This window comes from Pseudomonas sp. YQ_6 (assembly GCF_043103245.1).
GTDB classification, from domain to species: domain Bacteria; phylum Pseudomonadota; class Gammaproteobacteria; order Pseudomonadales; family Pseudomonadaceae; genus Aquipseudomonas; species Aquipseudomonas alloputida.
This window is the reverse complement of record NZ_JBICJR010000014.1, coordinates 14,951-40,414: the sequence shown is the minus strand read 5'-3', so window position 1 is coordinate 40,414 and position 25,464 is coordinate 14,951. Positions and strand designations below refer to the sequence as shown.

The following is a 25,464-nucleotide window of genomic DNA, read 5'->3' as shown; positions in this document are numbered from 1 at the left end:
GGTGTGATGAGTAGACAAGACAGGCAATTGAAGGTGGGCTTGCTGTTCGCCGAAACCGGCGTTACCGCAGCCATTGAACGCTCGCAGCGCTGTGGCGCGCTGCTGGCGGTCGAACAGGTTAACCGCGAGGGGGGCGTACTTGGCGAACCGGTTCTGACCCTGGTCGGTGACCCCGGGGGCGACCCGGACCGTTATCGCAATCTGTGTGACGACTATGTGCGCAACCACGGTGTGCGCCTGATGCTCGGCTGCTACATGTCGCACACCCGCAAAGCCGTGATGCCCGTCATCGAGCGCGCCGATGGCTTGCTGTTCTATCCCACGCCCTATGAGGGCTTCGAGTACTCGCCCAATATCATCTACGGCGGGCCGGCACCTAACCAGAATAGCGCGCCACTGGCGGCATACCTGACACGTCATTACGGCGCCAGGGTCGCCTTCGTCGGTTCCGACTACATCTACCCGCGGGAAAGCAACCATGTCATGCGCCACCTGTACAAGCAGCATGGTGGCGAAGTGGTGGAAGAAGCCTACATGCCCCTGTACCCCTCGGCCGATGACCTGGCCCAGGTGGTCGAGCGGGTGGTGCGTTCTGCCCCTGACGTGGTGTTCTCGACCGTGGTCGGTACGGGGACGGCAAGCTTCTACCAAGCAATGGCGCAGCGCTATGGTAATGGCCCTCGGCCGCCGATCGCCAGCTTGACTACCAGCGAGGCAGAAATTGCCGAAATGGGGGCCGAGGCAGCCCGTGGCAACATCGTCGTGGCACCCTACTTCACCAGCGTCGAGTCACCGCAAAGCAACGCATTCGTCAGTCAGTGCCGTGCGTTCTTTCCGGCCGATGTGCGGATCACTGCCTGGGCCGAGGCGGCGTATTGCCAGATGCGCATGCTGTGCCAGGCGGTAAATGCCACCGGCAGCCTGGAGGTGGAGGTAATCCGCAATCACCTGTACCACGCGAGCATGGATAGCCCCCAGGGCAGGGTGCAGGTGGAGCAGCAGAACAACCACTCGCACCTGTTTTCACGTATCGGCGAGATCGATGCGCGCGGGCAGATCTGCATCAAATGGCAATCGCCTACGACCATCCGCCCTGACCCCTATGTGGTGGTTCACAACCTGGACGACTGGACCGTGAGCATGATGGGAGGCGGCCCCTCATGAGCACGTCGAACATCCTGAACACGTTGCGTGAACTGCACGTGGGCATCGTTTGTCCGCCCAGTGAAATCACTGATGCCCTGGTGTTGCAACTGATGCGTATCGGCTGCTCGGTGAAGCAGTGCTGGCCACCGCCCAAGGCGTTCGACACCCACACCGACCTGGTGTTTTGCGGGGTGTTCGAAGGCCGCCACCATGCCGAGCTGGGCAAGCTGCTGGCGCAGGGCGGCGTACGCCTGACCGCCATCGCCTTGGTGGAGTACGAGAGCCCGACCATTCTTTCGCAAATCCTGGAGCTGGGGTGTCACGGCGTGATGGTACTGCCTTTGGACAACCACAAGGTGCTTCCGGCGTTGGTGTGCGCCAGAAGCAACAGCGAAGCCCAGGCCCGCTTGATGCAGAAGAATGCCCAGTTGCAGGAGCGTCTGGAGCACCAGGCCGACATCAACAAGGCCAAGGTCCTGCTGATGGCGGCCCAGCGCTGGCAGGAGCCTGAAGCTCATGCCTACTTGTCGAAAGAGGCGATGAAACAGCGGCTGTCGATGCTGGAAATGGCAAGAAAAACCCTAAAACAATTCGAATGAGAAGAGGTTGCCATGTTGTACGGACTGGTTCTGCTGTATGTGGGTGCAGTGTTGTTCATCAACAGCATCTGGCTGATGGGGCGTATCACTGACCGCGAAGTGGCGGTGATCAACCTGTTTGTCGGTTTGCTCAGCCTGTTGGTGGCGGTCTACCTGATCTTCGTGGTGGGCTCGGCCGAAGGCATCAAGGCCGGTGCCTTGACCCTCCTGTTCGCCTTTACCTACCTGTGGGTGGCCGCCAACCAGGTGCTGCAGGTTGATGGGCGCGGGCTAGGCTGGTTCTGCCTGTTCGTCAGCGTGACGGCGCTGGTGGTGACAGTCAGTTCCATCCCTGGCGCCGAAGGGCTGTTGAAGGTATGGGATGTGCTGAACTGGGCGGCGTGGACGGTGTTGTGGTTCAGCTTTTTCCTGTTGCTGGCGCTGGCCAGGAAGATCCAGCGTCTGGTGGCGGCAATGACTCTGCTGTGCGCGATCTTCACAGCTTGGGTGCCCGGGTTGCTGATCTTGTGGCAGCAGATGGGCTGACGACCGTGCGCACCCCGGCTGGAAGAGGCCTCCAGCACCTGGGTGTCGTGGTGCACGGCCTGGAACCATGGGTTCGCACTATCAGCCCGGCACGTAGGGCAGCAGCCGCTCGGTCTCTTTCTTCACTACGGCGTAGCATTCACAGCTCAGCAGTTCCAGGCGTGATCTGTCGAGCACCCTGATCTGCCCGCGGTTGTACTCGATCACCCCCAGACGCTGCAGCTTGCCTGCAGCATCGGTCACACCCTCGCGGCGAACGCCCAGCATGTTGGCGATCAGTTCCTGAGTCATGCACAGGCGATCACCCGGCAGGCGGTCAAGCGACAATAACAGCCAGCGGCACAACTGTTGGTCGATGGAGTGATGCCGGTTGCACACCGCGGTTTGCGCCATCTGGGTGATCAATGCCTGGGTGTAGCGCAGCATGAACGTCATCAGCTCGCCATGGCGGTTGAACTCGTCCTTGAGCCTTTGCACGGGCAGGCGATAGGCATGCCCTGCGCTTTGTACGATGGCCCGGCTGGGTGTGCTTTCACCACCCATGAACACGGCAATGCCCACTAGCCCTTCGTTACCTACCACCGAGATTTCGGCCGAGGCGCCGTTTTCCATCACATACAGCAGCGAAACGATGGCATCGGTCGGGAAGTGGACGTGGCGCAGGGTGTCCCCGGACTCGTACAGGGCCTTGCCCAAGGGCAGGTTCACATGCTCCAGGTCCGGCTCCAAACGGCTGAACGTCTCTGACGACAGTGCAGCCAACAAGTGGTTGCTTTGGGGTTTTTGCGTGGGTTGCATGCGTAGGACCGTAGACGGAGTCGTGTCGGTACAAGCTTAGCCTAGCGGGGCCGAAGCTTCCGTCTGCGCGGTCATGGCGCGCCCAGCGGTTCAGCAGGCAGGCATGGAGCAGCCCGACACTGGGCGATGACGTGGTGCATGCGCCCGTCGTCCTTCAGCTGAAGCTTGGCTTCGGCGAGCTGCTCGCCGTCCAGGCTCAGGATCAGCTCGCTGCCGCTGTCGCGTACCTCGATCCGGTAATGGGCGCTACCAAAGCGGTAATGCAGCACATAACCTGGCCAGCCTGCCGGCAACAGTGGCTGCAGGCGCAGGGTGTCGCCACTGCGTTGCAGCCCCAGCAGGTTTTCTACGATCAACCTGTACATCCAGCCGGCAGAGCCGGTGTACCAGCTCCAACCACCCCGCCCGGCGTGGGGCGCAACTGCATAGACGTCGGCGGCCATGACATAGGGTTCGACCTTGTAGGTATCGATCAGCGCGTTGCAGCTCTGGCGCACCGGGTTGATCAGACGCAGCAGCTCCCAGGCCTTGTCGGCCTCGCCCAGGTGCGCATAGGCCATGCTTGCCCAGATCGCCGCATGGGTGTACTGACCGCCGTTTTCCCGCACCCCTGGCAGGTAGCCCTTGATGTAGCCAGGGTCCAGGGTGCCCTTATCGAAGGGCGGGTCGAGCAGTTTGACGATGCCAATGTCGCGGCGCACCAGGTGGCTGTCCACCGCGGCCATGGCCAGACGCGCACGCTCGGGCGACGCGACGCCCGACAGCACTGCCCAGCTTTGCGCGATTGAGTCGATCCGGCATTCCTGATTGCTCGCCGACCCCAACACTTGACCATCGTCAAACCAGGCGCGGCGGTACCAGCCGCCGTCCCAGGCGTGCGCTTCCAGGTTTTCGGCGAGTGCGGCGGCCTGGATGGTGCAGCGCAGCGCAAAGGCGCTGTCGCCCTGGCGCAGGGCAACGCTGCCAAATGCCCGCAGCACCTCGTAGCCAAAAAAGCCCAACCACACGCTTTCGCCTTGCCCTTGTTCGCCAACCCGGTTCATGCCGTCGTTCCAGTCGCCGCTGCCCATCAACGGCAGGCCTTGGGCCCCGCACTGCAGACCGTGGTCGAGGGCGCGCTGACAATGCTGGTACAGACTCTCGATCAGGGCCGAGTGGCCAGGCAGGTCGTAGTAGGACTCTTCGCCGGCGTTGAGCGGGCGCCCTTCCAGGTAGCCGACCGGCTCGTCAAGCACCGCGTAGTCCCCGGTGGTCTCTACGTAGCGGCTGGCTGCCAGCGGCAGCCATAGCAGGTCGTCCGAGCAGCGGGTGCGCACCCCGCGCTGCAGTGGTGGATGCCACCAGTGCTGCACGTCGCCTTCGGCATACTGATGCGCAGCGCACGCCAGCAGATGTTGGCGCGCCGCCGCCGGAGCGGCATGGACCATGGCCATACTGTCCTGCAACTGGTCGCGAAATCCGATGGCACCGCCGGACTGGTAGAAGCCGCTGCGTGCCCAGAACCGACACGCGATCACCTGGTACATCAACCAGCCGTTGGCCAGCACATCCAGTGCAGGTTCTGCCGTCTCGATCTGCACGGTATCCAGTGTCCGCCGCCAGTAGGCGCTGACCTTGTCAAACTCGCCCAATGCGGTCTGCACGCCCCGGTATTGCTGGACGTAGCGGGTGGCGGCTTGGGCGTCCCGGGCGGCGCCCAGGCGGAACACCACTTCCCGACTTTCGCCAGGCTCCAGCTGCAGCGCCACTTGCAGTGCCGCGCATGGGTCCAGACCGCCGCCGATACGCCCCGACAGCCGTGACTGGCGCATGCCCAAGGGGGCCTGGCAATCGCCGTTGCGCCCCAGGAATTCGCCGCGATCACAGGTCAGGCCCTGTATCGGCAGGTCGCAATCGAGAAAGGCCACTTGCGTGGAGTATTCCACTGCGTAGCTGTTTCGGGCAAACAGCGCACCACTGAAAGGATCGGTTTCACTGACCACGTGCATGGCGGTTTTGCCAGGCAGGTCGCCCAGCACCCACTCGACGAAGCAGGTCACCGACAACCGGCGTACCCGTGTCGAAGTGTTGTGCAGTTTGAGCCGGCTGAACTTCACCGGTGCATCCAGCGCCACATGCACCCAGAGCTCGCTGCGCAGGTCCTGCTCAGCATATTCGAACACGCTGTAGCCAAAGCCGTGGCGGGTGCAGTAACGGCCAGGGCCTGGGCAGGGCTGCGGAGTCGGTGACCAGTACTCGCCGCTGTCCTCGTCGCGTAAGTAGAGGGTTTCGCCACTGGCGTCGGTAACTGGGTCGTTGTGCCAGGGCGTCAACCGGTACTCGTGGGCGTTCTCGTACCAGGTGTAAGCGCTGCCGGCCTCGGAGACGACGCTTCCGAAGTACGGGTTGGCCAGGATGTTGACCCACGGCGCCGGCGGCGGTGAGCCGGGTAACTGCGCAATGACGTACTCGCGGCCGTCGGCGCTGAACCCGCCATAGCGGTTGCCCAGCATCTGCGTGGGTTGCTCGGTCGGTGAATGGCTGGCGGGTGCCGGCCGTCGGCTGGCCGGTTTGTCCTGAGGAGCCGGAGGCACCGCTGGCTGGCGACGCAGGTGCAGTTGCTCCTCCAGCGTGCCGAGATTGTCGTTGAGTACCAGCCGCGCTACCGACAAGGTCAATAGCCGGTCCTCGGCAGACAGTTGCTGCGCGGGCCGTACAAAAATGCCGCCGGGGCGGTCGAGCAGGGCCGCTTCGCTGCCGGAGACGACGATCCCCATGATCAGCTCCTGCAATTGCTGGCGGTAACCGGCCTGGTCTTCGTTCCAGATCAGCAGGTCGAGCGCCAGTCCTTTCTGGCGCCAGTAGGCATGGGCGAGCACCATCTGCTTGACCAGATGAATGTTGGCCGGGTCGCCGATCTGTACCAGCACGATCGGCAGGTCGCCTGACAAACCTTGGCCCCACAGGCCGGACTGGTTGCGCCGGTTGCTGGCCAGCAGCGCTGCGTTGGGCCGCAGGCTGGCGTTGGGATAGAGCACCGAGGCGGCCATCTGTTCGAACAGCCGGGCGTCGGCCAGCGAGCCGTTGAGCTGGTGCAGCAGCACCTGACTGTGCGGCCAGGCGAGGTCGAACACCCGATCGGCCAAGTGCCGGTCGCGGTACTTGCCGATCAGCTGCAGGCAGGCATCCCGGCTTTCGGCGACGCCTGTGACCAGGTCAACCGTGGCCGCATGGCCGGGCATCAGGGTGATGCGGCAGCGGATGGCCACGATCGGGTCCAGCACAGCCCCTGCGCTATCGGACAACACCGCGTTGTCACGGTCCATGGCCGCCGGCCTCGCCAGAGTGCGCCCTCGCCCGATGAAGCGGGCCCGATCGGTTTCGTAGGACAGCGCCTCGATATCGGCCCCGTGCACCGCGAGCACGTGGCACATCCACGGCACGGCGTCCTGCTGCGAGCGCGGACGCCGCGTGCAGAGAATGGCTTGCAGCGGGCGGATCAGTTCGGTCTGGATGAACAGCTTGCTGAAAGCCGGGTGCAGGGCATCGCTCAAGGCTGGTGCCAACACCACTTCGGCGTAGCTGGTCAGCTCCAGGGTGCGGGGCTGGTCGCCGTGGTTGGTCAGATGCAGACGTCGCAGTTCGATGTCGTCTTCCGGCGACACGGCAATTTCGGTGTGGCAGTCGAAGTCGCGCTCACGCACGCGAAACTCCGCGCGGCCGTCGCTGAAAATCGCTTCCTGGAGTTTTGTGCGGTGTCGTGTCGGCTGGTAGGTGGTGGACCAGTAGGCGCCGCTGGCGACATCGCGCAGGTAGCAGAAGTTGCCCAGGTCGTCGCGGCTGGCGTCTTCGCGCCAGCGGGTCACCGCCAGCGTGCTGCGCTGGCTGTAGCCACTGCCCACGTGGTTGACCATGACGTGGTAACGGCCGTTGGACAGCAGTTGCACGGCCGGATGGGCGCGGTTTGGCTCGCTGAACACCCGCAGCCGTGCCTCGGGGGCGCGCTCTGCGGCATCCTCGGCCGGGGTCTGGAGGGTATGCAGGTACGGCGCGGCGGTTTTCGGTACGCGCTCCTGCAACAGCAGCATGCTGGCCTGGAACTGCGGGTCGGAGGCGAAACGCCGTTGCATGGGCTTGTTCAGCAACAAAGCAGTCAGGGCCAGGAAACTCATGCCCTGATGGTGGGCCATGAAGGAGCGGATCACGACGGCGTCCTGCCCGGGGGGCAGGCGTGCCTCGCTGTAGTCCACGGCCTCGTAGAGTCCGAAGCGGCCAGCCAGGCCTAGCGTGGCCAGCCGCTGCAGGTTGTGGCAGGCGGCAGCGGGCTCCACCATCAGGGCCAGTGCGCTGGCATAGGGCGCGACCACCCGCTCTTCACCCAAGCCACGTTTAAGGCCAAGCCCCGGTACGCCGAACGCCCGGTACTGGTAATTGAAATGGGCGTCCAGCGCATTGTAGGCCGATTCCGAGACCCCCCAGGGCAGGCCCGACAGCCTGCCATGTTCGATCTGCCGTTTGACGGCGGCATGGCAGGTCTGGTCGAGTAGCGTGCCCTCATAGTTCGGCATCACCAGCAGCGGCATCAAGTACTCGAACATCGAACCGGACCAGGACAGCAACACGGGGACGCCTGCATTGCTGGTGAGCAGCCGGCCGAGGGCGAACCAGCTGTCCTGAGGCACCTGGCCCTGGGCGATTACGACGAAGTTGGTTAGACGCATCTCCGAAGCCAGCAGGTCGTAGAACGCGGCGTCCAGGCGTTGTTCGTCGGCGTTGTAGCCGATGGCGAACAGGTCGCGTTGGCTGTCGTACAGGAGGCTGAAGTCCATGCTGGCCAACGCTTCAATGCGGCTGGCAAGGGCGTGTGCCTGGGCGATGCGCTGGCGGGCAACCGCCTTGACGTTGGCCACCGCCGGGCGCTCGGGGGGAGGCCACTGGTCTGCGTCGAGCTCTGCAAGCTGGCGCCAGGTCAGCAGCCCTTGGGGAGCTTGATCGTTGCCCGGGGGCAATTGCAGCCGCTGCAGTTCGCAACTCAGGTCCACACATTGCGCATGCAGGGCATTCAGCCAGAACGCCCGGTCTTCAGCAGCTTCTGCCTCCTGCGCAAAGGCCGCTGGCTGTGTGATCAGCGCCTGCAACTGTTCGGCCAGCCTCGGCAGCAGCGTGGCGGGCACGTTGCCCACCTGTCCATGAGCGTGCCATACCTGTTCGCGCAAGGCCTTGATCGGCTGGGCGTCAGCGTTTGTGCGGGTATAGGCGTCCAGCAGCGTATCGAAGGTGTCAAGCAACCCCTGGGTAACGCGCCGGTCTGTCTGGGGCGTGTCGGCCATTTCCAGCAGGCCGGGCCTGAGTGTCAACAGCAGGGCGGCCAGGTTGCCGCTGTCTACGCTCGAGACATAGAGCGGTGACAGCGGCTTGAGGGTCTGGGTGTCGTACCAGTTGTAGAAGTGCCCTTTGAAACGCTCCAGGCGGCCCATGCTGTCGAACATGCAGGCCAGGCGCTCGAACAAGCGGCCAGCACTGAGGTAGCCGAAGTCGTGGGCCGCCAGGTGCGAGAGCAGGGCCATGCCCATGTTGGTCGGTGAGGTGCGGTGAGCGATGCTGGCGAAGGGTGGCGCCTGGATGTTGTCGGGTGGCAGCCAGTTGTCGGCAGGGCCGACGTAGCTGTCGAAGAAGGCCCAGTTGGCGCGGGCAAGCCGATGCAGGAAGGCCAGGTCCTCTGCACCGGGCATGAATGCAGCGCGGCCACTCGAGCGGCCAAGCCACCAGGCCAGCGCCGGGCCGAGCAGCCACAGGGCAAGCACCGGCGAGGCAATCAGCAGTACCATCGGCTGCATCGCCAAGGCTCCGATCAGCACCGCCACCAGGGTCGCTTGCCCCCATTGTTCGCGATACACCGCTTTCAGGGTATCTGCACTGTTGCGCTCGTCCTCGCGCGAGGGGTTCCATTGCAGCAGGCGTTGTTTGCTGACCGCCAGACGCCACAAGGTGCGGAGGATGGCATCCAGGCTGTAGCAGGTCTCGAAGGGTAACCAGGCCAGCGACAGGCCGGCACGTACAAAGTGTTTACCCGAGGTGCGCAAAGCTGCCAGAAGGTGTTCTGACAGAGGTACATCGGTGGTCTTGCCCAGTACTTCAAGCAGCGAATCCAGCAAGGGGCGCGTCATCAGCAAGGCCAGCAGGGCGAGCGTCCAGGCGAGCGGCGTGGTACTGGCCAGCCAGCCCCACAGCAGCAGTGCCAGCAGCGCGGCCGGCTCCAGGCTGCGGCGCAGGTTGTCGAAGATCTTCCAGCGCGACAAAGCGCTGAGTGGGCTTTGCACCTGGCCTTGGGTGCCGGTGTGCAGCCATGGCACCAGCCATGGCAGCAGTTGCCAGTCGCCGCGTATCCAGCGGTGTCGGCGTTTGCTGTCAGCGCTGTAGCGGGACGGGTAGGTTTCGAACAATTGCACATCGCTGAGCAGGCCCGAGTGCGCGTAGCAACCTTCGATCAGGTCATGGCTGAGTACACGGTTGTCGGCAAAACGGCCCTCCAGTGCCTGCTCGAAGGCGTCCACCGCATAGATACCTTTGCCAATGAAGGAACCGCTGAGAAACAGGTCCTGATAAACGTCCGAAACCGCCCGCGTATAGGGGTCTACACCCGCGTCGCTGCCAAACAGGCGTGCATAGCGCGAGCGCGAGACGCTGGGCAGGCTGATGCCCACCCGCGGTTGAAGGATCGCGTAGCCTGCATGGATGCGCCCTGTGTGCGCGTCGAACCGTGGACGGTTCAGTGGGTGCTGCATGGCGCCGATGAACTGCTGGGCGGCACCGCGAGGCAATTGGGTGTCGGTGTCCAGGGTGATGACATAGCGCACGTGGCCGAGTGTTTGCAGGTCGCCGATGATACGCATGAAGCACGCGTGGCCGTGGCCGCGCAACACCATGTTCAGCTCGGCGAGCTTGCCGCGCTTGCGCTCGCGGCCCATCCAGCAGCGCTCGGCGGCGTTCCATACGCGTGGCCGGTGAAACAGGAAAAAGCGCGCGCCGCCCAGGCTTGGGTACTTATGGTTGAGGCCTCGGATGCCTTCGCTGGCCAGGTCGAGCAGCGCCTCGTCATTGGGCTGGCTCTGTTCACGGGCATCCATGAAGTCGCTGAGCAGAGCGAAGTGCAGGTGGTCGTCACGGTTGGCCAAGAAGCGTACTTCCAGCCCTTCGACCAGCTCTTCGACATCGCCGGTATTGGCCAGCAGAGTAGGCACCACCACCAGCGTGCGGGCGTCTGCGGGAATACCGGTCGTGTAGTCCATCCGCGGCAGAAAGGAGGGCTTGACGGTCAAGGTCACCAGCCAGTTCACCAGACCGATGACCAGACGGCTGGTGCACAGCAGAACCGGCAGGGCCATGGTGACCAGCACCGCGAAGGGCCACCCCGCCAGGCCAATGGCGCGTATGAAGCCCCACGCCAGCAGGCAGGAAAGCAGTGTCACAGGCACCAGATAGAACGTCAGTGGCGCCCGGTGCAGCAGGCGTTGCCAGCGCTCGGCCATCGGCACCCGCGCGGTTAGTCGCTGCTCCAGCAACGGCAGGCCGGCACCCGCCAGGTAAAAGCCCACGTGCTCAGCCGGTTCACCTGGGGCGGCGCCTGCTGCCAGGGCCAATTCGATGGCTGTGCTCGCCACCGCGGATTCGCTGAATGTGCTGTGACGCGCCAGGCGCTCGACGCTGTGCCGGTAATGGTCACGGCTGGAGAAATCCATGGCTGGATAGATGGCGGCCGGGTCGCGGCGCAGTATGTGTTCGACATGACTAAGGTGCTCGACGAACAACTTCCAGTCGATGGTCGACAGCAGGCGCAGACTGCCGATGCTGTTGCTGATGGACACCTGGTCGATGGCCTGCTGTTGGGCATCGAGCTGGACATGATGCTCGATGCTGTGCGCCGACTCGCTGAGCATCTGCTCCACCCAAAGCAGCGGCTGGGACAGCGAAACACTGTGCCCCTGCAGCCGCCTGGCCAGCTCGGCGACGAAGGCGGCCGTCATCGGCGGTTGCGAGCGGGCCATGTCGGCGACCACCAGCACCACGCTCTTGGCGTCGCGCTCGGCGGTTTCGCCAAGCCGGTCGGCCCAGACATTGGCCAGGTCGCGGTCAGCCCAGTTGGCCATGACCCGCGCCGCGACTCGGCGCAGGTTTTCTATCAGGGCCAGGCGCAGCATGATCGGGATAGCCCAGAGCTCACCCAGGGTCAGGGTGCTGGCCTGCTGATAGGCCTCGACGAAACGGCTGAAGCTTTCGGCATCGATCCGCCCGTCACCGTGGCAAATCGTCTCCAGGGCAATGTCGTAGACACGCGGCAGACCGGTCGAGGGGCCATTGTCCAACTGCGGCAGCTGCAGGCTGTAGTTGGCTGGCAGGTCGTGTTTGGCAATGCGGATGTGTGTTTCGACCAGATAAAAGTTGTCGAGCAACCACTGCGCGGCGGGTAACGCGGGGCGGGAGCTGGGCAGGGCGCCTGCGAGGGCGGTGCAACTGGTCGACAGCATCCGTTCGTTGTCGGCCAGGCGTTCAAGCAGGGCGTCGTTGGCTGGCAGCTCGCTCAAGCGGTGCTGCTGGGCCAGCCGTAGGCCGTGCTCGGCCATCTGGTCGGCGTTGTACAGCTCCGAGCGCAGCAGGCTTTCATAGGTGAAGGTATGTCGGGGCGAGCGCCAGCGCCCCGCAAGTGCGTACAGGCGTCGAATGTAGCTGCGCGCAAGAAGCCAAGGACTGTCCATGGTAGGTCGGGTTGCTGATCTGGCCTTTCAGCGTTCAGTCTGCGGGGGCGCCCGAGCAGCGTCTGTGCGTTAGCGAACAGACCCGCCGCCGCCTTGCGCCCATTCTGAATCGGCGCCGCTTGTCATGTCGCACGGTGCTTTTACCCCGGTCGACCCGGCAAGGGTGGCAACACTCGCACGCAGGAGACTTTACCTTGAACGCGTTTTTTAATTCTGCCGCAACATCCGTATGCGCCTGCACGGATGTTGCGTCACATATACGTGAGGACACTTCCGGTTTCGGGTTGCTGCTGACATCGCAGAACGGGCAGATCGCCAGCGCCAATGCGGCGTTATGTCGAATGCTGGGCTACAGGCACGAAGCCTTGGTTGGCATGCGTTTTCAGCAACTGCTTACGAGGGAAGCCAACAACCTTCATCAGCTGTACTGGCAGCCATTGATTGGGCAGTTGGGGGCGGTGGCGAGCGTCAAGTTCGATTTCGTACACCGTCTGGGCTTCACTCTGCCGCTGATGTCCAATGCCATTGCCTGCCCACGTTTGAACGGTATCGTTCATGAGCTGACCGTTTTCAACCTTGAAGGTTCGCGTTATGAGCATGATCTTCTGTGCGCGCGTCTCTTGGCAGAGCGTTGCCTGGCCAAAAATCTCCAGGCACAGCGCGCCTTGCTGTCTCGCAGCAGTCCCTGCGTGTTGCGGCGCCCGGAGCCTTCGCAATCCTTACTGGAGGCGCAAATGCTGGCGATCGTCAGCCATGACCTGCGTACGCCGTTGCACGCGATCGGCATGGCTGCCGACCTGTTGGGGAGACGCTCACATGCGGCCGATAGCCCCAGGTTGCTCAGAGTGATCAGCCGCTCTGTGACGCGCGCGCAGCGGCTGGTGGCGGCCTTGCTGGACTTCACGCTCATCCAGGCCGGGCGCGGTATCACCATCGAGTCCAAGGAGGCTGACCTGCCGCATGCCGTGGAGGGGTGCCTTGACGAGTTGCGGCTGACATTCCCAGGCCGTCAATTCAATTATCAGCATAGCGGCGGGCGCAGTGTCTGGTTCGATACCGACCGCCTGTACCAGATGATCGGTAACCTGGTGGCCAATGCGGTTGCCTACGGCGATCCTCGCACATCGGTTGACGTGACATCCTGTGTCGAGGACACGACAGCCACCCTGACGGTGCACAACAGCGGCCCGCCTGTTCCCCTTGACCTGCTGGAACACATGTTCGAGCCGTTGGTACGAGGCGAGCAGCAACTTGCGGGTGCTACCAGCATTGGCCTGGGTCTCTTTATCGTGAGCGAGATAGCGAAGGCCCATACGGGATGCGTGTCTGTCGTGTCTACACGGCAGGGCGGCACTACCTTCACTGTAAGGCTTTCGCGACAGAACACTGGCACAGGCTCGACGCTGACATTTGTCAAACCGTCGCGCTCATCGCCGAGAAGCTTTCACGCAGCATGAGCCCGTTCAGTCCTCAGGCGGCGAGGGACGTCTCATGAGCGTGCTCCTACGCCGACTGCTCCGGCAGGCGCTTTTCCATCGGCTGATACACCAGCCCGGCAAACTCGCCCACGTCGCCTGCCAGGGTGAAGCCGTAGCGTTGGTAGGCGGGTACAGAAGACAATGATGCCTTTACCGTCACCACCTCAGCGCTGGCATGCTTCAGTGCGGCGTTCATCAGGCGCTTGCCTATGCCCTGGCGTTGCAGGCCTGGTGCAATGAACAGCATCGCAACGTGACGACCTTCCTTGAGCTCGATCAGCCCCGCGATAGCGCCTTCGACAAAACAGGCCAGCATGAGGTTGTCACCTTGCATGCGCTCGGCAAACGCCTGGGGGGCTGACACCTGGGTAAAGGTCTCGATACCTTGCGCCGACAGCGTGGGTGCGACTGCCTGCATGAAGGCATCCATGCACAAGGCGCAGGCCTGGGGGAGGTCGTCAGGGGTGAGCGTGCGTACTTGCATGGTAATCGTCCTTGTCGGTTGTCCTTCTGTTGCCAACTTTAACCTGTTACGGGTTCAAGGGCCGAGCCTTGAGGCGCTAAACCGAGGTACACAGCTTGCGCTTTGATTGGCGGCATCAAACTGCCGTGGCAGCGCCCGGCTTGCTTTCGCCAATCAGGATGTCTTCGAAGAATGCCCCGACAGGTTCGGTAGGGTGGCACAGTTGTATCTCCAGCACCCACACCACCTCACTCGGGACAATCTCCACCTCGGCCAGCTTGTCCTGGCTATACAACACATGCGGGAAGTCGGCGATGCGATGCCCGGCCAGGTTGCGCTCCAGCTGCCAACCTTTGGCCTGGGCACTGCGTTCGGCGAAGTCATACAGTTCGCGCCCGGTCAGCCCGCGGCCCCAGGCCTGGCGGGTTTCGTCGAACACTTCATGCAATGCCTTGACGCAGGCGTGGTGCAGGGCGTGCTGGCCGAACACGAAAGTGTCGCCATAGTCGCCTTCATAGCCATCCCAGACTGGCCCAACATCGACCACAACGATGTCCGTAGTACGTAATACACGTTGCAGATCAATGCCTTGCCGCGGTGTCTTCACAGTGTCGGCGCCAAAACGGATGTAGGTTGGGTGCCAGGTGTGCGATGCACCCATTGCCTGCAAGGTTTGCGCGGCCATCTCCAGCGCCTGGGCTGTGGTCATGCCTGCATGCAGCTGGCTGGCGATTGCGGCCACCGCCCGTACCGACTGTTCGCGGGCAGCGAGCATGCCGTCCAGCGAATATCGTGGGCCGACCTTTTCCAGCTCAGGGTGCAGCGTGCTGGCTGATGAAGCCTGCGTTGTCAGTGCGCCGCTGGCGACAAAGGCCTCGGCAACAAAGCGATGGGGCTGTACGCCTGCCGCAAGGCATTGTTCGCGGGCCTGGGTGATCATCGTGGCATTGCCACAGGCATAGACCTGGGTTTCGTCCCAGCGATGCGTCTGGCTGAGCGCCACCTGCTGTATACGTGCCTGGGCCGAGAGCACCGGTTGCCAGCGAAAGTGTGGGTGCGCACGGCTGGACACATCGAGAAATTCGCGGTCATAAAAATCCGCCGGCGATGAGCCGCCCCAGTACAGCGTGACGTCGGCATCGCCGGCCAAGGCTCTCAGCAATAGCGGCTTGATGCCGGCGTAACCTGTGCCGGTGGCGAAAAGTATCAGCGGGCGTTGATCATCGTGCTGCCAGGTACAGGCGCCCAGCGGGCCTTCGAGCTTTACCGTTGCACCTGCTTGCAGGGTGGGCAGCAAACCTTCGGTGAACAGGCCGCCGCTGACCTTGCGGATGTGAAACACCAGTTGCCCTTGTTCCTGGGCAGGCAGGTTGGCAATGGAGAAACAGCGGCTGTCGCCGTTGTCCAGCTGGAACCGCATGTACTGGCCCGCCCGGACATCCAGCGGCTGAGCAGGCTGCAGCACCAGCTCGACAATATCTGTGCTCAGCGCGCGCTTGCCAACAACCTGTGCGAGGGTTGCCAGTGCCGGGGTGTCCAGTGACCAGCCGGGTATTTCCAGGCGCATGTCGCTGCAGGCGTGGCTCTGGCACAGCAACATCTCGTCGGCGGCCAAGGGATAGGAAGGCGGCGGTGTGTCCGCATCCCGCTGCTTGTCCTGATGCTGCCCCGACACCACCTTGACCTTGCACGAGCCGCAGGCGCCGCGGCGGCAGGAGAAGGGTACCGGCAGGCCGCTGGCGAGCATGGCATCGAGCAGCAGCTCCTGGCTGGCTTCGAAGGTTTTGCCCGAGGGCGACAATTCAATGACGTGGCGGCTTTGCATGAGCACCTCGGGGCAAATGGAGGTTCGATTGTTGCTATAGTCCAGGACCAGCAGAACCTCCAGTTTCGGATATTTCATATGGTCCAGCTTCGTAAATGGCAGCCACTGCTCAAGCTCGATGGGGCACAGGCTTCGTACCGGCAGATCGTCGAAGGGCTGGTGGCCGCAATCAGCGAGGGTCGCCTGCGCCCTGGCACGCCGTTGCCGGGCACGCGGGAGATGGCGCAACTGCTGAACGTCAATCGCAAGACCGTGATCCTCGCTTATGAGGAAGCCGAAACCAAAGGCTGGCTGCAAAGCGTGCAACGCCGGGGCACCTTTGTCAGCCAGCAGCTGGCGCCTGGCACAGCGGCCGTTTCCGGTGCCGTGCGGCCTTTTGCCCTGGCGCTGCCAGAGGAACCTGCCGTTGCCTACTTCAAGGCGAACGAACAGGCTGTAGCCCAGCAAGGGCGGCCAGGGGCCTTGTTCTTCGACAACGGCGCCTGTGACCACCGCCTGCTACCGCAGGCTGTGCTGCACCGCTATTACCGCAATGCCTTGCGCAGCAGCTTCAGCAGCAACAGCGTGCGCCACGGCAGCGAGTGCAGCAGCCGCAATCTGCGCAGCGCCCTGGCTGACATGCTGCGGCACAATCGCAGCCTGAACGTTGGCGCCGAGCATATCTGCCTGACCCAGGGGGTGCAGATGTCGCTGTCCCTCGTGGCCAGTGTGTTGCTCAAGCCGGGTGACGTTGTGCTGGTCGAGCGCCTGAGTTACCCCCCTGCCTGGGAGATCTTCCGTCAGCTGGGTGCCCGCCTGGTGACCGTGGAGCTGGACCATGAGGGCTGCCGGGTCGATCAGCTAGATGCCCTGTGCCGGCAGCACAAGGTGCGGATGATGTACATAACGCCCCATCACCAGTTCCCGACCACGGTCAGCCTGCCAGCCGGGCGCAGGCAACAGCTGCTGGAGCTGGCGCGCCAGCATGCCTTTTGCGTGGTCGAAGAAGATTACGACTACGAATACCACTTTGCCGGGCGGCCCTATCTGCCGTTGGCCAGCGACCGCCAGCAGCGGCACGTGATTTACATTGGCTCACTGTCCAAGCCTTTGGGCAGCACGTTCCGTTGCAGCTATATCGTGGCACCGGTGGAAGTGACAACCGTGCTGGAACGCAGGGCGATGCTGACCCTGGGGCAGGGCGATGCAGTCTTGCAGCAGATGTTGGCGGACCTGATCAATGATGGCGAACTGAAGAAGCACCTGCGCCGTGTCAACCGCGAGTACCGGCGCCGGCGCGAGACCTTGTTGGGATGCTTGCGCGATGGGTTCGGCGAACAGATCAGCGTGCAGGCGCCAGAAGGTGGCCTGGCGCTGTGGGTGAGGTTTGCCGATGAGATCAACGTGGATCAGTTGGTCGACAAAGCGCTGGAACGGGACCTGGTGGTGCGCAGTGGGCAACAGTTTTCACCGTTTGGTCATGCCGAGAATGCCTTGCGCCTGGGGTTTGCATCGCTGGATGCGGATGAGATCCGGCGGGCGACCCAACGCCTGGCAGACGCAGCGAAAGTGGTGGGCAAGGCGCGGTGGCTGTAGGCACGGCCTTCTGTCGCGACAGGGGATGGCAGGGGCTTCGCCCTTGTTCGCGGGCGAGCTCGCAGTGATCGCGCTGGCCTCAGGATTTGTGTAAGAGGGTTACTCCTCAAGAACCCCGTGGCCTTTTGGATGTTCAGCAAGGCAGCAGTTCCTGCCTGGCAATGCGGTAGCCTGAATGCCCACTCAGGAACAGCGGGTCCTAGGCGTCACACCCCACCACAGATGCAGCGCGCCGGGTCGCATACGATAGTTTTCCCACGCCTTGTCGCGCGCCTTATATAGTGGCGGGCTTTTACCGATTGAAGTCAAAGGAGTGGCAAACATGCGCGTACTAACCCTGCTTGCGGCAATAGGAGCCAGCTTGTCGCTGTCCTCCACGTTGGCAGCACCGAGCCAGGCAGTGCCAGCGCCTGGTGAGCGCATTTCGGTGCAGGTCGAAGGCGCGGGGCCGGACGTTATCCTGATCCCTGGGCTGGCTTCATCACGTGAGGTATGGGCGGGGCTCGCCACTACCCTGCGCCAGCAGTACCGCCTGCATCTGGTGCAGGTTGCAGGTTTTGCCGGCTCGCCTGCCGTGCCTTCTGTAGACGGTCGCGTGGCCGCTCCCGTTGCCGAGGCTGTTGCAGATTATATCCGCAGCCAGCACCTAGAGGCGCCAGCCATCGTTGGCCATTCGCTGGGCGGTGAAGTCGCGCTGATGCTTGGCGCACGCCACCCCGAGCGGGTAGGGCGGCTGATGGTTGTCGATGCGCTGCCGTTCTACACGTTACTGATCGATCCCACGGCAACTGCCGAAACGGCTTCGGCGCAGGCTGGTACAGTGCGCAGCGCGATGTTGGCGGCCCCGGCAGTGCAGGCCGAGGCCATGCAGCGCGTGGCCATCGACCGGTTGGCCAAGACGGCAGCGGTCAGGCCCGCACTGGTTGATGCGGCGCTGCGCTCGGACCGCCAGGCAGTAGCCGACGCCACCCATGAACTGATGATCACCGACCTGCGCCCCGAACTTGGCGATATCCAGGCACCGCTGGAGGTCGTGTATGCCTATGACTCCATGTATGGCATACCCGCTGCCAGCGTTGACGCAACCTTCGTTAAGGCCTATGCCGGTGCGCGGGGTGTCACCTTCAAGCGTATAGATGGCAGCTTCCACTTCATCATGCTGGATCAACCGCAGGCGCTCGCCGAGGCGGTAGTGGACTTCCTCAGGCGTTGAGGTTGGCCTCAACGCATTCCGTTCGGTTACCGCACATAACCGCATCTCGGCGCCTCAAGCCTGCGCCAGCGCCTCCGATAGCAGCACACCCACCATCGAATCATCGATCAGAAGTGGTGCCAACAAGGAGTACTGCCCGCATGCTTGCCAACCTGAAAATTCGCACCGGAATGTTCTGGGTGTTGTCGCTGTTCAGCCTGACCCTGCTGTTTTCGACTGCCAGTGCCTGGTGGGCTGCCGTGGGTAGCGACCAGCAGATCACTGAACTGGACCAGACTGCGCACCAGTCGGACCGGTTGAACAATGCGTTGCTGATGGCAATTCGCTCCAGCGCCAACGTGTCTTCGGGCTTTATCGAGCAGTTGGGTGGCCATGACGAGAGTGCAGGCAAGCGCATGGCGCTGTCGGTGGAGCTGAACAACAAGAGCCAGGCGCTGGTCGACGAATTTGTCGAAAACGCCCGTGAACCCGCCCTTCGCGTGCTGGCAACCGAGCTGCAGGCTACCTTTGCCGAATACGCCAAGGCGGTGGCCGGGCAGCGCGAAGCGACCCGCCAGCGTTCGCTGGAGCAGTACTTCAAGGTCAACAGCGATGCCGGTAATGCCATGGGGCGGTTGCAAACCCTGCGCCAGCAGCTGGTGACCACACTGAGCGAACGTGGCCAGCAAATCATGCTCGAGTCCGACCGGCGCCTGGCCCGGGCACAATTGCTGAGCTTGTGCCTGCTGGGCATGACCGTGGTGCTGGCGGTGCTGTGCTGGGCGTTCATTGCCCAGCGTGTGTTGCACCCCCTGCGTGAAGCCGGCGGGCATTTCCAGCGCATTGCCAGTGGCGACCTGAGTGTGCCGGTGCAAGGGCAGGGCAACAACGAGATCGGCCAACTGTTCCATGAGCTGCAGCGCATGCAGCAGAGCCAGCGCGACACTCTGGGGCAGATCAACAACTGTGCCCGGCAGCTGGACGCCGCCGCCTCGGCGTTGAACGCGGTCACCGAGGAAAGCGCCAACAACCTGCGTCAGCAGGGGCAGGAGCTGGAGCAGGCCGCCACCGCCGTGACCGAAATGACCACGGCAGTGGAGGAGGTTGCGCGCAACGCGATCACCACCTCGCAAACCACCAGTGAATCCAACCAGCTGGCCGCGCAAAGCCGCCGGCAAGTCAGCGAAAACATCGACGGCACCGAAGCGATGACCCGCGAGATCCAGACCAGCAGTGCGCACCTGCAGCAGTTGGTGGGGCAGGTGCGGGACATCGGCAAGGTGCTGGAAGTGATCCGCTCGGTGTCCGAGCAAACCAACCTGCTGGCGCTCAATGCTGCCATCGAGGCGGCCCGTGCCGGTGAGGCTGGGCGCGGCTTTGCGGTGGTGGCGGATGAGGTGCGCACACTGGCCTATCGCACGCAACAATCGACCCAGGAAATCGAGCAGATGATCGGCAGCGTGCAGGCGGGGACCGAAGCTGCGGTAGCATCCATGCAGGCCAGCACCAACCGCGCCCAGTCGACACTGGACGTGACCCTGGCCTCGGGGCAAGTGCTGGAGGGCATTTACAGTGCGATCGGCGAAATAAACGAGCGCAATCTGGTCATTGCCAGTGCGGCCGAAGAGCAGGCTCAGGTGGCGCGAGAAGTAGACCGCAACTTGCTGAACATCCACGAACTGTCCAACCATTCCGCGGCGGGTGCGCAGCAGACCAGCGAGGCGAGCAAGGCGTTGTCGGGGCTGGTGGGGGAGATGACGGCGTTGGTGGGGCGGTTCAAGGTTTGAGGCGCTGCGCCTGCGTGGAACATTAAGATAAGGTTAAACTTATTTAAAGTTCCCCTTACGGGTTGACTTCGATACTACGCTTGAATAAAGTTCGACCGCCCCGAGCGCGGGGCCTTTTTTCCCTTCACTGAAGAATTCAATGGACACAGTATCTTGTCGCTGCCTGACCCTTGCCGAATGGCCTGGTCAGGCACTTGAACCGGAACACCGGTCCCGACACCCTGGTCGGGCAAGCCGCGCCAGAGCCTGATGCTCCGCCGTGACTTGCCGCCGCCGGTGTTGGCCGGTTGGAGGCAAGCTCATGAACCTCACTTCATTCGTTTCACATCGCCAGCCTGCGTGCCTTGCGCCGCAGCAGACCGGCGTCTGGCCGCGGCGTCTGCACGGCTACCTTGACCACCACCAGGAACCCCCAAGTAGATGCGGGGTGCTGGCGCGTCTTCATGCACGCTTGAGCCCCCGCACTTCTCACTGAATAAAAGATATTGAACGGTATCTTTGTGCTCGAACTTTTTACGTTAAAAGTTCGCGGGATAACTATTGCCTTGTGTTTATGAAAAGGAATCAAACCATGGATTGCGCGAGTAGAAAGTTCGCTGCCGAAACAACTTCCGACTCTCGGCAGCGGACAGACAACTGTCGGAAAGAACCAGCATTATTCAGCGACCCGACATGCCTTCGTTCACCGCCTGAGTGAAACGTCTGTGTGTCGTGCCGCCGCAGCGGCAGGAGCACAGCAACATGACTGTCAAACACCGTAACACCTCATCGGCCAAGGCCGAACGCGAAACCCGCCTGTCCACCCGCGCCGCCCGTGAAGCGCGCAATGGCCTGGCGGTCACCCTCGCCAACCTCGATGCCAGCGAACAGGGCCTGACCGAGCACGAAGCAGCCAAGCGCCTGGCGCGCGATGGGGCCAACCAGGTTGCCCACGACCCGCAACCCCACGCCCTGGTGCAGCTGCTCAAGGCCCTGAACAACCCGTTCATCTATGTACTGCTGACCCTGGCCGGGATCAGCTTCGTCACCGACTACTGGCTGCCGGTCAGTGCAGGAGAAGCAGACGACGCCGACCTGACCAAGGTCATCATCATCATGACCATGGTCAGCCTCAGCAGCCTGCTGCGCTTCTGGCAGGAGTACCGCTCGAACAAGGCTGCCGACGCGCTCAAGGCAATGGTGCGCACTACTGCCACCGTGTTGCGCCGCGAGCAGATCGGGCAAGCCCCGCGCCTGCGCGAAGTGCCCATGGACGAACTGGTGGCCGGCGACATCGTGCAGCTTTCTGCAGGTGACATGATTCCCGCCGATATCCGCCTGCTCGAAGCGCGCGACCTGTTTATCAGCCAGGCCGTGCTTACCGGCGAAGCGTTGCCGGTCGAAAAGTACGACACCTTGGGTAATGTCGCGCAGAAGTCGGCCGCCGAGCATGGCGCACATCAGGACAACCTGCTCGAGTTGCCGAACATCTGCTTCATGGGTACCAATGTGGTCAGTGGCCGCGCCCGCGCCGTGGTGGTGGCGACCGGCCGACGCACCTATTTTGGCTCGCTGGCCAAGGCCATTGCCGGTTCGCGCAGCCAGACCGCTTTTGACCGCGGCGTGAACAGCGTCAGTAGCCTGCTGATCCGCTTCATGCTGGTGATGGTGCCGGTGGTGTTCATGATCAACGGTGTGGTGAAAGGCGACTGGGGTGATGCCTTCCTCTTCGCGCTTGCCGTGGCAGTGGGCCTGACCCCGGAAATGCTGCCGATGATCGTCAGCGCCAACCTGGCCAAGGGCGCCGTGGCCATGGCTCGGCGCAAGGTGGTGGTCAAACGCCTGAACGCCATCCAGAACCTGGGCTCCATGGATGTACTGTGCACCGACAAGACCGGCACGCTCACCCAGGACCGGATCATCCTCGAGCACCATGTGCGCTTCGACGGCCAAACCGACAAGCACATCCTCGAGCTGGCCTGGCTCAACAGCCATCACCAAAGCGGCATCCGCAACCTGATGGACCAGGCCGTGCTGCATTTCGCCGGCCAGGACCGCCAGTTCCAGGCGCCTTCCGCCTACGCAAAGGTCGACGAACTGCCGTTCGACTTCATCCGCCGCCGCCTGTCAGTGGTGGTGAAGAATGCCTTGGGCGATCACCTGCTGGTAAGCAAAGGGGCGGTCGAGGAAATGCTCGCCATCGCCACCCATGTGCAGGAAGGCGACAAGGTCCTTGCCCTCGATCCGTGCCGCCGCCAGCAGTTGATGGCCAGTGTCGATGCCTTCAACCAGGACGGCTTCCGCGTGCTGGTGGTTGCCACCCGGGAGATCCCGGCGGCCGAAGGCAAGGCGCAGTATCACACCGAAGATGAGCGCGATCTGGTCATCCAGGGCTTGCTGACCTTCCTCGACCCGCCCAAGGAAACCGCCGGCCCGGCCATCGCCGCCTTGCGCGACATGGGCGTGCAGGTAAAGGTACTGACCGGCGACAACCCGGTGGTCACGTCCAAGGTCTGCCGTGAAGTGGGCCTGGCGCCAGGCCAGCCCTTGCTCGGCCAGGACATCGAGGGCATGGACGACACCACCCTGAAGCTTCAGGTGGAGGAGCGCACCGTCTTCGCCAAGCTCACCCCGCTGCAGAAATCACGGGTGCTCAAGGCCCTGCAGGCCAATGGTCACACCGTGGGCTTCCTTGGCGACGGCATCAACGACGCCGCCGCCCTGCGCGATGCTGACGTTGGTATCTCGGTGGACAGCGGCACCGACATCGCCAAGGAATCGGCCGATATCATTTTGCTGGAAAAGAGCCTGATGGTGCTCGAGGAGGGCGTGCTCAAAGGCCGCGAAACCTTCGGCAACATCATGAAATACCTGTGCATGACTGCCAGTTCCAATTTCGGCAACGTGTTCTCGGTCCTGGTGGCCAGTGCGTTCATTCCGTTCCTGCCGATGCTGGCGATCCACTTGTTGCTGCAAAACCTGATGTATGACTTTTCCCAGCTGTCGCTGCCCTGGGACCGCATGGACAAGGCGTTCCTCAGCAAGCCACGCAAATGGGATGCCCGCAACATCGGCCGCTTCATGTTGTGGATAGGTCCTACGTCGTCGATCTTCGACATCACCACGTTCGCCCTGATGTGGTACGTGTTCGCCGCCAACAGCGTCGAAATGCAGGCGCTGTTCCAGTCTGGCTGGTTCATCGAGGGCTTGCTGTCACAGACGCTGGTAGTGCACATGCTGCGCACTCGCAAGGTACCGTTCTTCCAGAGCACCGCCGCATTGCCGGTGGTATTGGCAACGGGGCTGGTCATGGCATTGGGTATCTACATCCCGTTCTCCCCGGTGGGCGCGATGGTTGGCCTGGTGCCGCTGCCGTGGGAGTACTTCCCTTGGCTGGCCGCCACCCTGCTGGGCTACTGCGTGGTCGCCCAGGCCATGAAGACCCTCTATATCCGCCGTTTCGGCCAGTGGTTCTGAGCGATGCAAGGAGAGCAGACCATGCGAGTATTGATTTGTGCAGGACGCAACTACGCCGACACCCGGCGTTGCCGCCAGGCCTTGGACGACGTCCAGCGCCAGCGGCCGATCCGGGTGTTGATCCACGGTGGCAGCCAGTTCCTTGGAGGGGAAATCGAAAGCTGGGCGCGCGAGCATGGCGCCGATCTGGTGCGTTACCCGCCAAACTGGCAGCTGCACGGCAAGCAGGCCGAACGCTTGCGCAACCTGTTCATGCTCAATGACAGCCGCCCTGACCTGTTGCTTGCCTTGCCCGGTGGCGATGACACCGAGGAGCTGCTGGCCAGGGCCCGTGGCGCCGAGGTTCAGGTGATGTGCGCCAGGCAACCGCGCCATCCCGAGCGGGGCGATTGCAGCTAATGCAAGCGCCTGGAGCCTACGGTACCTGTGGGAGCGGGCTTGCCCGCGAAGCAGGCGCCTCGGTTTCACGGCCCCACGCTTTGAGCAGCCGCCCTGGGCGGCTGCTTAGCCTGGCTGCGCCGCCAGATCGTTACTGACGTTGCGCCCCAGCACCAGCACGGTGACAAAGCCACAGCCCACCAGCGCCGTGGCCAGGCTCAGCAGCACCGCAGTGCCCATATGGTCCACGACTTGCCCGCCGAAGAACGAGCCCACGGCAATGATCACCTGGAACATGGCCACGAACAGCGGCATGCCACGTTCGACATCCTTGGGCGCCACGACAAACATCCAGATATTGGCACATGCCGGGAACGCACCGAAGGCAAAGCCCCACAGTGCGATCAGCATGGCGGCACCCGTCATGCCGGTGGCGAAGTGCGGGAACAGGGCGGTGCTGATAGCGATCATGAGCGCGACCAGCATCAGGGTATGCCGCACGCTGCGGTTGGCAGCAAAGCCGGCGAAGATGTTGCCCATGAAGCCGGCCACGCCATACAGCAGCAACAATGAACCGATCGTAGGCCCGTCAAAGCCGGCATTCTGTTTGAAGAACGGTGCGACATAGGTGTACGCAGCAAAGTGCGCCAGGCCGATCAGCAACACGGCGATCAAACCGACCCGTGCTTGCGGGTTGATGAACAACGCCGGCAGGTCGCGGATGCGAATGGCCTTTTCCGGCATCAGCCGCGGCAGCAGGAAGACCTGTGCCAGCAGCACCGGTACGCCTACCAGTGCAGTGACCAGGAACGTCATGCGCCAGCCCATCAGGCCACTCAGCCAGGTGCCGACAGGCACGCCCACTACCGTCGCCAGGGTTACGCCCGCCATGATGATGGAGTTGGCTTTGGCTACGCCCATCCCGTCAGGTGCCAGGCGGCCGCTGAGGGCGATGGCTGTCGCCCAGAAGCCGCCGATACTGATACCCAGTAGCACACGGCCGACCAACAGCAGGTTGAAGTCGCCGGCGTAGGCCACGATGGCGTTGGCGATGATCATGATCAGCGTCAGGCCGATCAGCAGGTAGCGCCGGTCCAGCGCGCCGACGCCTACGGAAATCAACGGGGCGGCTAACGCAGCCATGATCCCTGGCAGGGTCACCATCAGGCCTGCAAGGCCTGCACTGATGCCAAGGTCGCTGGCTACATCGTTCAGCACCCCCACCGGGAGGAACTCACTGGTGACCAGGGCGAAAGCACCCACGGCTACCGAGAGGATTGCCAGCCATTGCTGGGTCACGCTTTGTTGGCTGTGTTCGGGAAGGCCGCGAGGGGCCTGGCTGTTGCTTGGCATGGGTTAGGTTCCATGAGGGATCTCGCCTGTAGCAGGCGCAGGAGCGGGGGGATTTGCAGGGGATTGTAGAGGCGGCCGTGCCAGGCCGACAGGCAGGCCGCTCGATAGTAATCATCAGTGCAATCGATGAAACGCCCTGTGGAGAGCGCGCTGGCAG

The 25,464-nt window shown here is 63.1% G+C and carries 14 protein-coding genes; 9 read left to right on the top strand and 5 right to left on the bottom strand.

Annotated elements, in window-relative coordinates:
- Positions 1–6 precede the first annotated feature (6 nt).
- Genes ACF8FG_RS04305 through ACF8FG_RS04295 form a run of 3 tightly spaced genes read left to right on the top strand, consistent with a single transcriptional unit; the run spans position 7 to position 2,270 of the window.
- On the top strand, positions 7–1,164 hold the full coding sequence (locus ACF8FG_RS04305; RefSeq protein WP_014591420.1) for a transporter substrate-binding domain-containing protein: 1,158 nt from the start codon (positions 7–9) through the stop codon (positions 1,162–1,164).
- Positions 1,161–1,745 (top strand): ANTAR domain-containing protein, encoded by a 585-nt coding sequence (locus ACF8FG_RS04300; RefSeq protein WP_318081970.1) that lies wholly within the window; start codon positions 1,161–1,163, stop codon positions 1,743–1,745. Before ACF8FG_RS04305 ends, ACF8FG_RS04300 begins: the two co-directional genes overlap by 4 nt.
- 12 nt (positions 1,746–1,757) lie before the next feature.
- The gene (locus ACF8FG_RS04295) at positions 1,758–2,270 is read left to right on the top strand and encodes an AmiS/UreI family transporter (RefSeq protein ID WP_012052056.1); all 513 of its coding nucleotides are present in this window, start codon (positions 1,758–1,760) and stop codon (positions 2,268–2,270) included.
- Positions 2,271–2,351: 81 nt separating this feature from the next.
- Here ACF8FG_RS04295 and ACF8FG_RS04290 read toward each other — a convergent pair whose 3' ends face one another.
- Both ACF8FG_RS04290 and ACF8FG_RS04285 read right to left on the bottom strand, forming a co-directional pair.
- Entirely contained in the window at positions 2,352–3,068 is a 717-nt protein-coding gene (locus tag ACF8FG_RS04290) for a Crp/Fnr family transcriptional regulator (RefSeq protein WP_070383815.1), read from the bottom strand.
- A 71-nt stretch (positions 3,069–3,139) separates the two neighbouring features.
- A complete protein-coding gene (locus ACF8FG_RS04285; protein WP_392518615.1) occupies positions 3,140–11,800 on the bottom strand; it encodes a GH36-type glycosyl hydrolase domain-containing protein in 8,661 nt (2,886 codons plus the stop codon).
- A 194-nt stretch (positions 11,801–11,994) separates the two neighbouring features.
- Here ACF8FG_RS04285 and ACF8FG_RS04280 point away from each other — a divergent pair, with 194 nt between their 5' ends.
- Complete coding sequence (locus tag ACF8FG_RS04280) at positions 11,995–13,257, top strand: PAS domain-containing sensor histidine kinase (protein WP_240788779.1); 1,263 nt, start codon at positions 11,995–11,997, stop codon at positions 13,255–13,257.
- Positions 13,258–13,303: 46 nt separating this feature from the next.
- Here ACF8FG_RS04280 and ACF8FG_RS04275 read toward each other — a convergent pair whose 3' ends face one another.
- Positions 13,304–13,762, bottom strand: coding sequence for a GNAT family N-acetyltransferase (locus ACF8FG_RS04275; RefSeq protein ID WP_318081894.1), 459 nt, complete (start codon positions 13,760–13,762; stop codon positions 13,304–13,306).
- Positions 13,763–13,877: 115 nt separating this feature from the next.
- Positions 13,878–15,644, bottom strand: coding sequence for an NAD(P)H dependent flavin oxidoreductase family protein (locus ACF8FG_RS04270; protein WP_318081895.1), 1,767 nt, complete (start codon positions 15,642–15,644; stop codon positions 13,878–13,880).
- On the opposite strand from ACF8FG_RS04270, the gene ACF8FG_RS04265 reads away from it, so the two are divergent.
- The 5 genes from ACF8FG_RS04265 (at position 15,645) to ACF8FG_RS04245 (ending at position 23,975) form a co-directional block, all read left to right on the top strand.
- Positions 15,645–17,141, top strand: a complete 1,497-nt coding sequence (locus ACF8FG_RS04265; protein WP_392518614.1) for a PLP-dependent aminotransferase family protein — start codon at positions 15,645–15,647, stop codon at positions 17,139–17,141. It begins immediately after the preceding gene.
- Between the two features lie 322 nt (positions 17,142–17,463).
- On the top strand, positions 17,464–18,354 hold the full coding sequence (locus tag ACF8FG_RS04260) for an alpha/beta fold hydrolase (protein WP_119713891.1): 891 nt from the start codon (positions 17,464–17,466) through the stop codon (positions 18,352–18,354).
- A 140-nt stretch (positions 18,355–18,494) separates the two neighbouring features.
- Positions 18,495–20,120, top strand: a complete 1,626-nt coding sequence (locus ACF8FG_RS04255) for a methyl-accepting chemotaxis protein (RefSeq protein ID WP_392518613.1) — start codon at positions 18,495–18,497, stop codon at positions 20,118–20,120.
- A 741-nt stretch (positions 20,121–20,861) separates the two neighbouring features.
- Positions 20,862–23,576 (top strand): magnesium-translocating P-type ATPase, encoded by a 2,715-nt coding sequence (gene mgtA / locus ACF8FG_RS04250; RefSeq protein ID WP_014591410.1) that lies wholly within the window; start codon positions 20,862–20,864, stop codon positions 23,574–23,576.
- Between the two features lie 21 nt (positions 23,577–23,597).
- Positions 23,598–23,975, top strand: a complete 378-nt coding sequence (locus tag ACF8FG_RS04245) for a DUF2493 domain-containing protein (RefSeq protein ID WP_014591409.1) — start codon at positions 23,598–23,600, stop codon at positions 23,973–23,975.
- A 105-nt stretch (positions 23,976–24,080) separates the two neighbouring features.
- Here the strand turns inward: ACF8FG_RS04245 and ACF8FG_RS04240 are convergent, their stop codons facing one another.
- The gene (locus ACF8FG_RS04240) at positions 24,081–25,307 is read right to left on the bottom strand and encodes an MFS transporter (RefSeq protein WP_014591408.1); all 1,227 of its coding nucleotides are present in this window, start codon (positions 25,305–25,307) and stop codon (positions 24,081–24,083) included.
- Positions 25,308–25,464: the final 157 nt, after the last annotated feature.

Excerpts from the sequence above, each read along its gene's own strand:
- ACF8FG_RS04300 (WP_318081970.1), top strand. The coding sequence starts at position 1,161 with ATGAGCACGTCGAACATCCTGAACACGTTGCGTGAACTGCACGTGGGC.
- ACF8FG_RS04295 (WP_012052056.1), top strand. The coding sequence starts at position 1,758 with ATGTTGTACGGACTGGTTCTGCTGTATGTGGGTGCAGTGTTGTTCATC.
- ACF8FG_RS04275 (WP_318081894.1), bottom strand. The coding sequence starts at position 13,762 with ATGCAAGTACGCACGCTCACCCCTGACGACCTCCCCCAGGCCTGCGCC.
- ACF8FG_RS04245 (WP_014591409.1), top strand. The coding sequence starts at position 23,598 with ATGCGAGTATTGATTTGTGCAGGACGCAACTACGCCGACACCCGGCGT.
- ACF8FG_RS04255 (WP_392518613.1), top strand. The coding sequence starts at position 18,495 with ATGCTTGCCAACCTGAAAATTCGCACCGGAATGTTCTGGGTGTTGTCG.
- ACF8FG_RS04260 (WP_119713891.1), top strand. The coding sequence starts at position 17,464 with ATGCGCGTACTAACCCTGCTTGCGGCAATAGGAGCCAGCTTGTCGCTG.
- ACF8FG_RS04290 (WP_070383815.1), bottom strand. The coding sequence starts at position 3,068 with ATGCAACCCACGCAAAAACCCCAAAGCAACCACTTGTTGGCTGCACTG.
- ACF8FG_RS04270 (WP_318081895.1), bottom strand. The coding sequence starts at position 15,644 with ATGAAATATCCGAAACTGGAGGTTCTGCTGGTCCTGGACTATAGCAAC.
- ACF8FG_RS04240 (WP_014591408.1), bottom strand. The coding sequence starts at position 25,307 with ATGCCAAGCAACAGCCAGGCCCCTCGCGGCCTTCCCGAACACAGCCAA.
- ACF8FG_RS04265 (WP_392518614.1), top strand. The coding sequence starts at position 15,645 with ATGGTCCAGCTTCGTAAATGGCAGCCACTGCTCAAGCTCGATGGGGCA.
- ACF8FG_RS04305 (WP_014591420.1), top strand. The coding sequence starts at position 7 with ATGAGTAGACAAGACAGGCAATTGAAGGTGGGCTTGCTGTTCGCCGAA.
- mgtA (WP_014591410.1), top strand. The coding sequence starts at position 20,862 with ATGACTGTCAAACACCGTAACACCTCATCGGCCAAGGCCGAACGCGAA.
- ACF8FG_RS04285 (WP_392518615.1), bottom strand. The coding sequence starts at position 11,800 with ATGGACAGTCCTTGGCTTCTTGCGCGCAGCTACATTCGACGCCTGTAC.